The sequence below is a fragment of the Penaeicola halotolerans genome (assembly GCF_016464625.1).
In the GTDB taxonomy this organism is placed as follows: Bacteria; Bacteroidota; Bacteroidia; order Cytophagales; family Cyclobacteriaceae; genus Penaeicola; species Penaeicola halotolerans.
Window position 1 is genome coordinate 895,967 of sequence record NZ_JAEAGO010000001.1, and the last position, 13,366, is coordinate 909,332.

The following is a 13,366-nucleotide window of genomic DNA, read 5'->3' on the forward strand; positions in this document are numbered from 1 at the left end:
TATAAAGATAAATCATCTATAGTCGAGCATCTGCTTGTATGTTGCTCGAATCTCATCTGGATGCTTTTTTGCAAAGAACATCCTGAATGCCTTGAGATTAGCCAACTGAACGCGAAGCCAACTATTAGTATCATACTTGCGCGCTGACACTAAAATACTTTTCTGCATAATGTGAAAGCGATAGTTAGCACGCAACCTGATCAAAAAGTCATAATCCTCCATGATAGTGTAGTACTCATCAAAGCCTTGCAATGCTTCGAACACTTCCCTTTTGACATATAAAGTCTGATCCCCACCTCGAAAATAGATCCGATCAAATCGGGTAAAGAAAGCATTGATCTTCAAAATCAGTCTGTCAGAATCGAATTGATAGCGATAGCATCCAGCATCATAACCTTGCGCCAAACTAGCCTCAATATCGCTCACATAAGAAGCTAGAGGCTTCGTATCAGCATGGACGAAATATAGGACATCTCCTTTGGCTGCTTGTGCGCCTAAGTTCATTTGAGCCGCCCTACATCGCTGAGAGCTTTGTAATACTTTAGCACCTAGCGAACTAGCGATAGTAACCGTATCATCAGCACTTTGAGCATCTACTACGATGACTTCTAGGGTAGAACCAGACTGATTTTCGAATAAAAAAGGTACTAACCAAGCGATATTTTCAGCTTCATTGAGCGTAGGAATGATGACACTGATTTGCATAGAGTCGAAAACTTACTTTTTCTTGATGACAAAGTTTTTGATGGGACTTTCCATGACAGCTCTCACCATGACACCATCTTCATAGTAAAATTTATTTTGATTGCCATTGACATCGACCTCATAGTAACCATCATGAGGCGTAATCGGTGAAAGTAAGCCATAGTTTTCAGCAAGCATTTCTTTGAAAAGCTTAGGTTCATCAAAATATAGCCTAGCAGCACTATAGACGATTTGCTTTTTGATGACAGTGTCTAATGCATACTTGTAGGTCTCAGCTTTGACGATATATTGGTTACCCTGCTTATAAACATTGGACTCAAAGTCATCTTTATTGGTATTGGTGATGACCTGTGAGGAGATGAATTGCTTGCCTACATACTTAGAAGTAGTCTTGTAGCTAAGCTTGATCGTACCAAAAAACCAAAAACTCACATCACTAGTGAGCACATAATAAGTAGTATCTGCTTTTTGAAAACGATTAGCTGTCATTTCCCCTATAGAGAAACCAGCTACCGTAATATCGTACTTTTGATTAGTCTGCGCATAGACTGATGACGTGCCTAGGCTGACTAAAAACAAAAAGAAACAGATTAGAATGAGTTTTGACATAGTGAATAATTCATAAAACGATAAGTTAAGGATTATCCTTAACTTATCTAGGTGTCTTAATCATTCTGATATACTATTAGCAGCAACCTCCACCATCATAGAAATAAGTAGATTCTGATACGAAAATATCTTTTCTACCTAGGTTCTTGATCGCTTGAGCTGTCTTATCACAGACAGAAAGCGGCTGATTTTGCATCAATGTGTGTCCCTTATGATCATCAAAATACTGCTCATTACCATAGTAGATGGCCGTCTTGCCAGTGAAAATACATGGGCCATCCGCTGGCATAGGATCTTTAATAGCACAAACTTCCACGCTTTCTAAGAATATATTTTCAGCAGTATCATAATGTCCTGGATCTAAGATCCTGTATGGACGCTTAGCCCTGACCTCTACTGTACCGAATCCCGCATCAGTGATCATCTTGAGATATTCAGCCAGTGGTAAAGACCCGCTTAAGCACAATGCTCTCAGTCTATCATCATTTTTCAGAGATTCAGGCATCGGATTCTCTGTAACAGGATCACTTAGCACAAGTCTACCATGTGGCTTTAACACACGATACATTTCTTTAAGCGCTAGCTCTAAGTCATGCTTAGTGAAAATGTTGAAAAGACAGTTTTGAGCAGCTACATCGATCGAACTATCTTCTATTGGGAGTGCCAAAGCACTTCCTTTACGTACCGATACAAATTCCTTTTTGAACCAATCGTTTTCTTTTTCTGCTAGAACCAAGTTATTTTGACAGGCTTCGATCATCTCATCTACGATGTCTACTCCTATCACGCCATTTTCTTTTCTAGAAAAATAGGCAAACTGTAATACCTCCATACCGCCACCAATACCGACATAAAGTATCGTTGGATTATTGACCAGATCCCTTGGATGTACTGTACTACCACAGCCGTAGTTCATCTCTAGCATGATCTTAGGAATACTCAACTGAGGCAACTGCCATACAGGGGTAGTCGTACAGCAAAGGCCTACATCTGGTGTGAGGGCTGCTTTTCTGTAAACATCCTCGGTAGCATCTAAATAGTTACTCATTATTTTGGTGAATTAAGTGTTTATATTGATTCCAATCATTTTCATTGTCTATATCAGATAGCACCGCTAGTTTCTGATAGCTTACCCTTTGTTTTTGGAGAGCTTGCTCTGTCAAGTATAGCACTTGATCAGTACTCCATGGTATAGCAGCAAACAAGTCAGCGTACAAATGTCTCATGCCAAGCATGTAGTATCCTCCATCAGCAGCAGGACCTATTACTACTTCATGATCATCTAGCGCTTTATAGGCAGTCTCTAAGATCTCACTACTCAACTCAGCACAGTCAGTACCGATGATGAGTACTTTTTCGTATCCTTGATCAAAGCAGTGCGTAAAAGCCTGCAACATACGAGCTCCTAGGTCTTTACCTGATTGTGTAGCATAGTGATAATGCTGATAGCTTGTTTTTTCACTTGCTATAAGCTCATCAGAAAAGAACAGCCACTTATCGGCTTTTACCTCATTACAAACAGCATGAGTATAGGCTACCAATTCACGATAGATCTCCAAAGCAGCATTATCTCCTACCGTAGCAGCTAACCTTGTTTTGACTTTGCCCAAAACCATATTCTTTTGGAAGATGATCAAGGCATTCTTTTGATCTTGCATACCTTACGAAGTCGCTCCCCCACAGCTAGATCCAGCTCCCGCGGTACATCCATAGCAATGCTGCTTGACGATGATTTCTCTATTGGTCAAGGCCGCTTGATTCCAGTCGGCTATATGTTGACTTCCCTCAGCTGCTACTTTCAGGTCAAGCATTTGATTGAAGTCACAGTCAAATAGATAGCCATCCCATCCGACAGAGATCGTATTACGACACATTACATTAGCTGCAGCTACAGGATTGAAAGCCGAAATCAGCTTTTCCATGTATGCTTCGTAGTTACCGCTATTGATGAGGTAATCTAAAAATCTGCTAATAGGAAGATTGGTAATCGTGTAGAGTGAATTAAATACCAGGTTATAACCGTTTTTCAAACGCTTTTTGAACTCTAGCTCTAAGGCGTCTTGTGCTGCTGGCATGAATGCTCCTGATGGATTATATACCAAGTTGAGCGTCAAGCCAGAACCTTCTACACCATATCCTACCGCATTGAGCATTTCAAGTGCTCGGATTGATTTGTCAAATACGCCATCGCCTCTTTGAGAATCCGTCTTATTGGCAGTGAAATAAGGTAAAGAGGAAACCACTTCTATTTGGTGTTCTTTAAAAAACTCTGGGAGATCATTATACTTAGGATTGGCTACGATAATGGTCAAATTGCACCTAACGATAATATTAACTGACTGACTAATCTTTCGTATTTCTGTGACAAACCATCTAAAGTTAGGATTCATTTCTGGTGCTCCACCTGTGAGATCTACCGTTTTGACATCATGCTGACGGATCACATCCAGACAGTGCTGCATCACATCTTGCGTCATGATCTCCTTACGATCAGGTCCTGCATCTACGTGACAGTGTTTGCAGACTTGGTTACACATCTTACCCATATTGATCTGAAGGATCTCTATCTGGGTAGGCTTGAGTGGGTAGAGATTGATACCTCTTAATTTTTGACTAAAAGCTGTTTCTTCAAAGCCTGTGGGTGTATTAGCTTCTAAAACTTCTAATTCGTAAGTACTATTGGATAATTTACTTTGCTGGGCTTTTAAAGACTTCATAATTACATACTAAGTTCGTTTGCTTTGTTCATCATCTGTGTGGCATGTACCAAAGAGGCTCCACCTCTGATAGCGGCTGCTACATGCACTGCTTCCATCATTTGTTCTTCATCACATCCTTTTTCCATCGTATCTGTCGTGTAAGCATCTATGCAATAAGGACACTGGATAGCATGCGCTACGGCTAATGCAATCAGGGACTTCTCTCTGGCTGTCAAGGCACCTTCTTTAAATACCTCTCCATAATAATCAAAAAACTTATCCGCTAGAGGCTTCTGAAAGTCACCGATTTTACCAAATTTTTTAAGGTCTTCAGGGTTGTAGTATGTTTTCATGTTTGCTGCTTATTTATTTAAAATATACGTTTGAACTTTTCGATTAGATCTTTAGTCTTACAAAAGGTAGTAAATAATTGTAAGATTATTTGTTTCGTTTGAAGTTAATTAATTGAGAATTATGGAAAGCTTTGATTGGGTTAAAAACATACAACCTTATCTGATTGGCATCAGCTTCGTACTGCTTTACCTAGCTGAGTCAGCTTTACCCTTTCAGCATCAGCAACATAGAAGACAGCATGACTTTAAAAATTTGCTGATTGGTGCTGCCAACCTTCTCTTAATCTTCTTTGCAGGATTTTATTTTCAACAGTTATTAACTTTTGCGAAAGAAAATCAAATTGGCTTGCTCCATCACTTCGATTGGCCATTATCCATCTTACTGTTGATAGAGCTGCTATTCATCGATCTATTTATGTACGGCTGGCATAGAGCCAATCATACTTGGCCTTTTCTATGGAAGTTTCATAGCTTTCATCACCTAGACACACAACTCAATACAACAAGTGCATTTCGGTTTCACTTGGTAGAGATACTCTTTTCTTATGGTTTTAGAATGCTGCTTTTCCCCTTATTCGGAGTGAGTGTCTTAGCAGTACTGGTTCATGGAACTTTACTTTTTCCTGTGGTTCTTTTTCATCATTCCAATGTTAGGATCAATGCTACACTAGACAAGTGGCTGAGATACGTGATAGTAACGCCTGAGATGCATCGTGTGCATCATTCTAACAAGCAAATAGAAACAGATTCAAATTATAGCTCACTCCTATCCATTTGGGATAAAATCTTTCGTACTTTTCGTCAAAATGAAGGAGACATTACTTATGGACTTGACAAGCCCGAGTAATCTACCCTCCCATAAAGCACGTATATCAAACAAACGCAAACTCATGAAATTAATCATATTTTATTCACTCTTGACCATTTGTTTAGTCGCTCCTTCTATGACACAAGCACAAGATGTATATGGCAAATTATCCCAAGAGTTTCTCCTCTCTGTAAGATACGATGAGGATACTCAAAGTAAGGAAGATAGTCTGGCCAATGTATCCCCCGAAGTTCTCAGCCAAGAACTCAATACAGAAGCCAAAAAGAAAGCCTTCTGGCTAAATATCTACAATGCTTATGTGCAGAGAATATTAAAGGAAAATGCCGATCTATTTGAAAAGCGCTCTCAATTTTTCAATTCAAAACAAATCAAAATTGCTGGTGAGACGCTTAGCTTAGACATGATCGAGCACGGTATCATACGAAGCTCTCAGGTGAAAATCGGTATGGGCTATATAGGCAAACTCTTTCCTAGCAAATATGAAAAGCAATTTAGACTAGAGAAGGTGGATCCTCGCATTCACTTTGCACTGAACTGCGGGGCAAAAAGCTGTCCAGCAGTTGCATATTACACAGCGGATCGAGTGGACGATGAGCTAGAGCGTGCAGTCCGAGGCTATCTCAAATCAGAGTGCGAAGTAAAAGATGGAGAAGTAGCCGTTCCTATGCTTTTTAGCTGGTTTAGAGGAGATTTTGGAGGCAAAAAAGGAATCAAAGAATTCTTAATAAAGTATGATATCATCGATAACACGGATTATAAAATCAGCTTCATTGAATATGATTGGACACTTCAACTAGGTCAATACACTGACTTGTAAATGAAAAGCCTTAGGAAACTAAGGCTTTTTTTATGACTATCTCCTATTCTTCTTTATCAAACCAGCCTGCATACATGACATAATTCTTTGCCGTGCGCGCTATGACATCATGCATCTCTGGACCAGTATCTTTTACTTTTTTGGCTGGCATGCCTGCATAGATACTATTGGCTTCTACTACCGTTCCTGCTAGTACAACTGCTCCTGCTGCTATCACCGCACCGCTATGTACGACTGCATCATCCATCACGATAGCTCCCATACCGATTAGGACATTGTCATGAATCGTACAGCCATGGACGATTGCATTGTGTGCGATAGAGACATTATTTCCAATGACCGTTTTGGCCTTTTGATAAGTGCAGTGGATTACAGCCCCATCTTGGATATTGGTGTGGTTACCGATAGTGATGCTATGCACATCTCCTCTTACGACTGCATTGAACCAAACAGTGCAATTGTCACCCATAGTGACTTCACCTACCACAGTAGCATTTTCTGCTAACCAACAGTTTTCGCCCATTTTAGGCTCAAACCCTCTTACTTTCTTAATCAAGGCCATATTTTCTTCGTTTCTTACAGGTCAAAAATAAGGATTAAAAATCTATTAAAAATTTTTAAAAACATTTGAACTTTTTAGCACGTCCTTTGTTCTCGTGTATATACATCAATTTTTCAAAAAACTATCAATCAAAACAAATTATGAAACTATTAAAACTTTCAGGTCTTTTCTTATCGGCTGCTCTAATCGTAGCTAGCTGTGGACCTAAGACAGATTCAGCTGTAGAAGCTACAGATGCTAAAGAAGTATCTGCTACTGACAATGCAACTGAACTAGCAATCGATACTGAGGCTAGTCAAGTTACTTGGGTAGGTTATAAGCCATCTGGACAGCACAATGGTACTATCCCAGTTGTAAGCGGAAACATCAAAGTAAATGAAGGAACAGTAGTAGGTGGACAGTTCACTTTTGACTTGACTAACCTTCAAATCCTAGACCTAGAAGCAGGTTCTGAGATGCATGGAAAACTATTCGGTCACTTACAGTCTGCTGACTTCTTTGACACAGCTAACTTCCCTGAGGCTTCTTTTGAAGTAACTGGCGCTGAGGCTTACACTTCTGGTGTAGTGACAGATGCTGAGCAGTTTGAGTCAGACAATACGCCTAAGTCAAACTCTGAGATCATGGTAGCTAACCCTACACACTTGATCTCTGGTAACTTGACTATGAGAGGTGTAACTAAAAACATCACATTCCCAGCTAGAGTTGAGGTATCTGAAGCAGGTGTATCTGCAGAAGCAAGATTCAACATCAACAGAATCGACTGGGGTGTGTCTTACGGTGACGAGGCTACTGTAGCTGATAAGGCAAAAGACGCTTTCGTTTACAACACTGTTAACGTTGGATTTTCTGTTAAAGCAAATCAATAAATAGTAATAGTCGTTTTAAAAGGGAGATGGTCTTAGACCGTTTCCCTTTTTTTATGATCTTTGCCCAAAGTATCGATATGAAGCAAGTATTTACTCTAACCGACCCTTTACTTTTTGAGCAAAAAGCACTCCACTGGGCCAATCAATACTTTATTTATACTTGCTTTCTTAATCCAAATACAGCGAACTATCCCTTTGGAGCATTTGAAAAAAAACTAGCTGCGGCTCAGTCTGTACTTCCTATTGATGGATTAGAATCACTTGATCATCTAGCACAAAAAGACGCCTTTGGCTTCTTATCCTATGAGCTTAAAAATCAAATCGAAAAGCTAACCAGTCAAAACTCACCTACTGTAGAGTTTCCTGCCTTAGGGTTTTTTGAACCTGAGATCTTGATCACTTGGCTGAATGATTCAGAAGTAACAATCATTAGCGATGATCCAGCAGCAATTTATCAAGCGATCATAGAGCAACGTATCCAAGAATACCCCTTGAAGCTAGGTGCTATACACGCTAGTATGCCAAAAGCAGCCTACCTAGAAAAGGTCAACCAAGTGCGACAACATATTTATGAAGGAGATGTTTACGAGCTTAATCTCTGCATGGAATTTCATGCACAAATTGACACTTTAGACCCTGTCTCTACTTATTTCTCACTCAATACTGCTTCTCCTAAGCCCTTTTCGAGTTTTCTTAAATGGGATCAAAAATATGCACTTTGTGCCTCTCCGGAGAGATTTCTAAGAAAGAAAGCGCAGCAACTCCTCTCCCAGCCCATCAAAGGCACTACTCGAAGAGATCAAGATCCAACTATAGATCTAGCGCTCAAACATGAACTAGCTCATAGTGAAAAAGAGCGTGCAGAAAACATGATGATTGTAGACCTCGTCCGCAATGACCTAGCGAGATGTAGTGAGAGTGGCTCGGTAAAAGTGGAAGAAATGTTTGGCATCTATAGCTTTGAGCAAGTGCATCAAATGATCTCTAGTGTTAGTGCTACAGCTAAATCAAATGTCGGTTTAAAAGAGATACTACAAGCTACCTTTCCCATGGGAAGCATGACAGGAGCGCCTAAGATCATGGCGATGCAACTCATCGATCAGTATGAAACAGTCAGTAGAGGACTATACTCAGGAAGCATCGGCTACATAACTGCTGAAGGAGACTTTGACTTCAATGTAGTGATCAGAACTATCCTACTAGATATGGATCAGAGCAAACTTTCATTTCAAGTAGGCAGTGCCATCACATATGACTCTGATCCAGAGGCAGAATATCAGGAATGCCTACTCAAAGCCAAAGCGATCCTTCAAATACTGGATCAGTTATAAATTTTACATACTTTAAAACTTTCAAATAATTTATTTGACTAAGTGATTAATTCTCAAAAAATCATTTTGTATTTTTCGTTATTAATGATTCCAGTTAACGGTTTTGAATGAATTTTGACCTTAACATCTACTCCCTTACCCTTCTGACTTCTAGTTTAGTAGTTTCTATTTTGTCAGTTGTTATTTTCAAAAGACTCGGTGATACTGTACGATGGTTCACCTTAACGATGATTGCTATATCATTTTGGGGTGTAACTTATGGCTTAGAACTATCAGTAGGCACACTGGAGGAAATGCTCTTTTGGATCAAGCTTGAGTATATCGCGATCTCTTATGCCCCTGTATTTTGGATCATATTCTGCCTCAAATTCACCAATCAATTTGAAAGGGTAAGTAGGGTTACCATAGGAAGTCTTTTTTTGATCTCCACTTTGACCTTGATCATCGTTTGGACGAATAGCTATCACCAGCTACACTACAAAAGTGTCTCGGTGGACAATTCAGGGCCATTTCCATTACTCGATTTAGTGCCTGGCATCTGGTATGCTGTACACACTATTTTCTTTTATGTGACACTACTTTGGGGCAATTACTTATTGATTTCAAGATTTATCAAGGCAGATAGTGTCTATAGAAAGCAAATCAATATCATCGTATTTTCCTCTTTCATTCCTTGGATAGGAAATGTCATTTATCTATTAGGCTATCGACCTTTTGGGCATATTGACTTGACACCTTATACCTTTTTAGCTACTTATATGATCGTAGGTCTAGGGATGTTGAAGTTCAGACTTTTCGATGTGATCCCTGTGGCCAAAGAGAAGCTCATCAATGCCATGCAAGAAGGCCTAATCATCATCAATGCTAAAGATGATATCATAGAAGTCAATCAAGCGGCTAATCAGTATTTTAACCTGCCTACAATTCAGCCAGTAGGTAAACGCTTCCAAGAAGTCTTTCCTAATCTTCAAAAGCTGCATGAGATCATCAAAGATCGCTATGAGACAGAGCTAAAAGTTACTATCAATATCAATGATGAGCCTGTAGAATTTCTAGTCAAAACCACTTCTCTTTTTGAGCGAAAAACAATTTTCAGTGGTATGCTCATTTTGTTTAGAGACATCACAGAGGAGACAAAGCAGTCTAAGCTACTTCAAGAACAGAAAAACCAGCTAGAAACACTCAACCAACTCAAAGACAAGCTCTTTTCGATCATCGCGCATGACCTTCGTGGGCCTTTGTCTGGCATCAAAGACATTTTGAGTTTGACAAAATCTGGAGATATTTCTGAAAAAGAGTTTCTCAATTTAATCCCAGATATCACGACCAATATAGATGCTACAGCTATTCTTCTGGACAATTTACTCACTTGGTCTAAGAGTCAACTGGAAGGTGAAAAACTCAACGTGCACAATATTTCCTTACATGGACTTGTAGAGAAAGAATTTAGACTGCTTCAAAGCAAAGCACAGGAAAAAGAAATCAAACTGATCAACCATATCCCCAATAAACTAATGGCTAGTGCTGATGAAGATATGGTAGATATCATTATCAGGAATCTTTTAAGCAATGCCATCAAATTCAGTAAACGCGGAGAACACATCACGGTATCAGCCTCTGAAGAAAATGATAAAATACGTATCACTGTAGAAGACAATGGTACAGGAATCAGTATGGAAAATATTGAAAAACTTAATGCTAACAATACCTTCAGCACCATCGGTACTGCCCAAGAAAAAGGTACAGGTTTAGGACTGATGCTTGTGAGGGAATTTGTGCATAAAAATGGTGGTGAATTGACAATAGAGAGTCAAATAGGAAGCGGCAGTAAGTTTTCTTTCACATTGCCTATTTATGATGAAAAATTAATTCACTCGAACATTCTCAGAAAAGTCATTTAGCTTCGTTTACTTTCCAGAAGCATCATTTTAGTTGTTCAAATCACTATTTTACACACAGCAATAGGTGCTAGAGCGGATAAAAGCTTATCTTTGAGCCTTTATCCAATAATCGATACACCAGATTACGTGATCAACCTATAAACCATGGAGATACAAAAAGAACTTTCTAAAACTGAAATTTTTGAACAGATAAGAGAGTGGCTCCGATTCAATCAATACACCATAGCCAGTGAAGATACTGACAGACCTTGGGGTGGTTTCATCGTGATACATGAGTCTCACGTAGCTCAGTTTAGAAAACAGTTTTTTGCTAACTTAACTTTTTCAGCTGAACAACTTAACCTGAAAATTAGCCCCAAAATATTAATCGTAGCTCCTCATACACGGCTTTCATGGCAGTATCATAATAGACGCGCAGAGATATGGAAGCTAGTCGGAGGAGAAGGCGCTGTGGTCACTAGTTTTACAGACAAAGAAGGGCCACTTCAAACATTGGCACTTGGGCAGATCATCAAAATGGAGCAAGGGGAAAGACATCGTCTCGTAGGTCTGGATAACTGGGGAGTTGTAGCAGAGATATGGATGCATACTGCCCCTGAAAATCCATCAGATGAAGCTGATATCGTAAGAGTACAAGATGACTTTAAAAGAGTCTAAAAAGTATAAACCCTCAAATAGAATACTATCTGAGGGTTTTGTTTATACACAAGGTAGTATTATCAATTCACTTTGATCAAAAAGGTAATCGTACCAACCGATTGTGAAGCAGCCTTTGTATTAGATTGAAGCTTTCTAAAGGTCAACTGCTCTACTTCTCTTTTGTAGATCTGCTCCACTGCTGGGCTGACATTTTTCTCTATAGTCCTTACAGAAATCACCTCTCCTTTATCGTCTATTTTGATCTCAAACACTATCCTTCCATTGGTATTGGAGATATTATCTTTAGGATTAGGTTTACTATCCCAAATCCAGCCTGACATGTTTAGCGAAGAGCCATCTGTACCAGATGAGCCACCAGCACCATATAATCCCTTGCCATCTACCGTACCTTTAGGATCACCCGCATTCCCAGTTTGAGTACTTGTTCCTTGATTACCACCTTTGGCAGCTTCAGAACTCGTGCCTGATGTCCCTCCTGCTCCATACTGCCCCATAGGATTTGGTTTAGGAGGCTCTACTTTTTTAACTTCCTCTTTAGGAGTTTCCTTTACGGGTTCCTTAACCTCTTCTTTCTTCTCTTCTACCTTTTTCTCCTCTGCTTTTACTGCACTTGGAGTCTTCTGTACAGCCTCAACGACTTCCTTGGTGGGTACTTGCTTAGCAGGCACAGGAGTAGGCTTCGCAACCTCCTCTATAGCTTCTTCTACAGATTCTATAGGCGCAGAGTCTTCTATGCTTTCTGACTCTGTATTAGTGCTAGGATTCGTACTTTCGATATTGTCACTTCCAGGATTACCAAAACCGATATTGAGCGATATACCATACTCTGGAATCGGTGGATTAGGCTCCTTCCAAGCGATCAGAAAGATCAATAAAAGCAAAACAGCTGCATTGACACCGAGGGTGAGTAGAGCAGCTGTTCTTTTTTCTTTTTTATTTTCTTCTTGTTGTATCATCTTATTTAGGCTTTGCTGCCACTGTTACATTAGCTTCTAGTGATGCTGCTATTCCTGCTACTTCTATCAGATACTCTGAGGGCACATCCTTGTCTATGTGCAGAATCACAGAACCAGGATTTCCTTGAAGTGCTACCTCAAGTTCTTTTTTGATATCTTCTCTAGCCACTCTCTTGTCATTAACCGAAAACTGCATATCCTTGGTCACAGTCACACTGACATTTTGCATGACGATACTCGTAGAAGCACTACTCGGTAAATTGACTTTCAAACCCGAAGGTGTGATAAATGAAGCTGTGAGCATAAAGAAGATCAATAACAGAAATATGATATCTGTCATCGAGGACATGCTAAAGTTAGCATCTACTTTAAGCTTTGATTGTAGTCCCATTATTTAGAGTCTTGTAATAGATCAACGAATTCTATCGTAGCATATTCCATGCTATGGATTAATTTTTGGACCTGAGTCACTAGATAGTTGTATCCCAGATAAGCTAAAATACCCACTACAAGACCAGTAGCTGTCGTGATCATAGCCTCATAGATACCAGTAGATAGCAATTTAGGACTGACAGACCCCTCCTCTTGCGCAATCGCGATGAAGGCCTGAATCATCCCTGTCACTGTTCCTAAGAATCCGATCATAGGAGCCGCACCAGCGATTGTTGCCAATGTAGACAGGTTTTTCTCTAGTCTATTGATTTCCACTTTGCCTACGTTTTCGATGGCTACCTCAATATTCTTCAGCGGGCTACCAATTCGAGAAATCCCTTTAGAAATCATTTTAGATACAGGGCTATTTTCTTGACTGCATAGTAGCCTAGCGCCATTCACATCTCCAGCTTGAACGAGCGATTTCACTTGATCCAAAAACTGAGGAGATGTCTTGGCAGCCTTCTTAAGCGTCAACATTCTCTCAAAGAAAATGTAGATCGCTACTAGCCACAATAATGCTAATGGAATAATGAAATAGCCTCCTTTTAGGAGTAATTCTAAAACTGAAAGAGATTCACCGGCTCCTTCTACCATCGTAGAATCTGCCTGAAAAGTGGAGATTGCTTGTAATAAAATCATT

The 13,366-nt window shown here is 39.7% G+C and carries 16 protein-coding genes; 6 read left to right on the forward strand and 10 right to left on the reverse strand.

The features are described 5' to 3' along the window. Positions 1-12: 12 nt before the first annotated feature. The 6 genes from I5349_RS04075 to I5349_RS04100 all read right to left on the reverse strand — a co-directional run bounded on the left by I5349_RS04075 (position 13) and on the right by I5349_RS04100 (position 4,366). Complete coding sequence (locus I5349_RS04075) at positions 13-705, reverse strand: TIGR04283 family arsenosugar biosynthesis glycosyltransferase (protein WP_226389453.1); 693 nt, start codon at positions 703-705, stop codon at positions 13-15. Between the two features lie 12 nt (positions 706-717). Next, positions 718-1,284, reverse strand: a complete 567-nt coding sequence (locus I5349_RS04080; protein ID WP_226389454.1) for a DUF6134 family protein — start codon at positions 1,282-1,284, stop codon at positions 718-720. A 106-nt stretch (positions 1,285-1,390) separates the two neighbouring features. Continuing rightward, positions 1,391-2,362, reverse strand: coding sequence for an arsenosugar biosynthesis arsenite methyltransferase ArsM (arsM, locus tag I5349_RS04085; protein WP_226389455.1), 972 nt, complete (start codon positions 2,360-2,362; stop codon positions 1,391-1,393). After that, on the reverse strand, positions 2,355-2,972 hold the full coding sequence (locus I5349_RS04090) for a TIGR04282 family arsenosugar biosynthesis glycosyltransferase (protein ID WP_226389456.1): 618 nt from the start codon (positions 2,970-2,972) through the stop codon (positions 2,355-2,357). Before I5349_RS04090 ends, arsM begins: the two co-directional genes overlap by 8 nt. Before the next feature lie 3 nt (positions 2,973-2,975). Further along, the gene (gene arsS / locus I5349_RS04095) at positions 2,976-4,031 is read right to left on the reverse strand and encodes an arsenosugar biosynthesis radical SAM (seleno)protein ArsS (RefSeq protein WP_226389457.1); all 1,056 of its coding nucleotides are present in this window, start codon (positions 4,029-4,031) and stop codon (positions 2,976-2,978) included. A gap of 2 nt (positions 4,032-4,033) precedes the next feature. After that, positions 4,034-4,366, reverse strand: a complete 333-nt coding sequence (locus tag I5349_RS04100) for an arsenosugar biosynthesis-associated peroxidase-like protein (RefSeq protein ID WP_226389458.1) — start codon at positions 4,364-4,366, stop codon at positions 4,034-4,036. A gap of 121 nt (positions 4,367-4,487) precedes the next feature. Between I5349_RS04100 and I5349_RS04105 the strand changes: the two genes are divergently transcribed. Continuing rightward, a complete protein-coding gene (locus tag I5349_RS04105; RefSeq protein WP_226389459.1) occupies positions 4,488-5,213 on the forward strand; it encodes a sterol desaturase family protein in 726 nt (241 codons plus the stop codon). A gap of 43 nt (positions 5,214-5,256) precedes the next feature. Next, positions 5,257-6,012, forward strand: a complete 756-nt coding sequence (locus I5349_RS04110) for a DUF547 domain-containing protein (RefSeq protein WP_226389460.1) — start codon at positions 5,257-5,259, stop codon at positions 6,010-6,012. 43 nt (positions 6,013-6,055) lie between these two features. Here the strand turns inward: I5349_RS04110 and I5349_RS04115 are convergent, their stop codons facing one another. After that, the gene (locus tag I5349_RS04115; RefSeq protein WP_226389461.1) at positions 6,056-6,574 is read right to left on the reverse strand and encodes a gamma carbonic anhydrase family protein; all 519 of its coding nucleotides are present in this window, start codon (positions 6,572-6,574) and stop codon (positions 6,056-6,058) included. A gap of 140 nt (positions 6,575-6,714) precedes the next feature. Here I5349_RS04115 and I5349_RS04120 point away from each other — a divergent pair, with 140 nt between their 5' ends. The 4 genes from I5349_RS04120 (at position 6,715) to I5349_RS04135 (ending at position 11,332) form a co-directional block, all read left to right on the forward strand. Further along, positions 6,715-7,443 (forward strand): YceI family protein, encoded by a 729-nt coding sequence (locus I5349_RS04120; protein WP_226389462.1) that lies wholly within the window; start codon positions 6,715-6,717, stop codon positions 7,441-7,443. Between the two features lie 77 nt (positions 7,444-7,520). Then, a complete protein-coding gene (gene pabB, locus I5349_RS04125; protein ID WP_226389463.1) occupies positions 7,521-8,774 on the forward strand; it encodes an aminodeoxychorismate synthase component I in 1,254 nt (417 codons plus the stop codon). 107 nt (positions 8,775-8,881) lie between these two features. Then, positions 8,882-10,675 carry a sensor histidine kinase gene (locus I5349_RS04130; protein ID WP_226389464.1) on the forward strand — a complete coding sequence of 598 codons (1,794 nt, stop codon included), beginning with the start codon at positions 8,882-8,884 and terminating at the stop codon, positions 10,673-10,675. A 144-nt stretch (positions 10,676-10,819) separates the two neighbouring features. After that, positions 10,820-11,332 carry a cupin domain-containing protein gene (locus I5349_RS04135; protein WP_226389465.1) on the forward strand — a complete coding sequence of 171 codons (513 nt, stop codon included), beginning with the start codon at positions 10,820-10,822 and terminating at the stop codon, positions 11,330-11,332. 62 nt (positions 11,333-11,394) lie between these two features. Here the strand turns inward: I5349_RS04135 and I5349_RS04140 are convergent, their stop codons facing one another. The 3 genes from I5349_RS04140 to I5349_RS04150 are packed head-to-tail and all read right to left on the reverse strand — an operon-like array spanning position 11,395 to position 13,365. Next, positions 11,395-12,291 carry an energy transducer TonB gene (locus tag I5349_RS04140; protein ID WP_226389466.1) on the reverse strand — a complete coding sequence of 299 codons (897 nt, stop codon included), beginning with the start codon at positions 12,289-12,291 and terminating at the stop codon, positions 11,395-11,397. A gap of 1 nt (position 12,292) precedes the next feature. Next, positions 12,293-12,682 carry an ExbD/TolR family protein gene (locus tag I5349_RS04145; RefSeq protein ID WP_226389467.1) on the reverse strand — a complete coding sequence of 130 codons (390 nt, stop codon included), beginning with the start codon at positions 12,680-12,682 and terminating at the stop codon, positions 12,293-12,295. Further along, positions 12,682-13,365, reverse strand: a complete 684-nt coding sequence (locus tag I5349_RS04150; RefSeq protein ID WP_226389468.1) for a MotA/TolQ/ExbB proton channel family protein — start codon at positions 13,363-13,365, stop codon at positions 12,682-12,684. Before I5349_RS04150 ends, I5349_RS04145 begins: the two co-directional genes overlap by 1 nt. Between the last annotated feature and the right edge of the window lies 1 nt (position 13,366).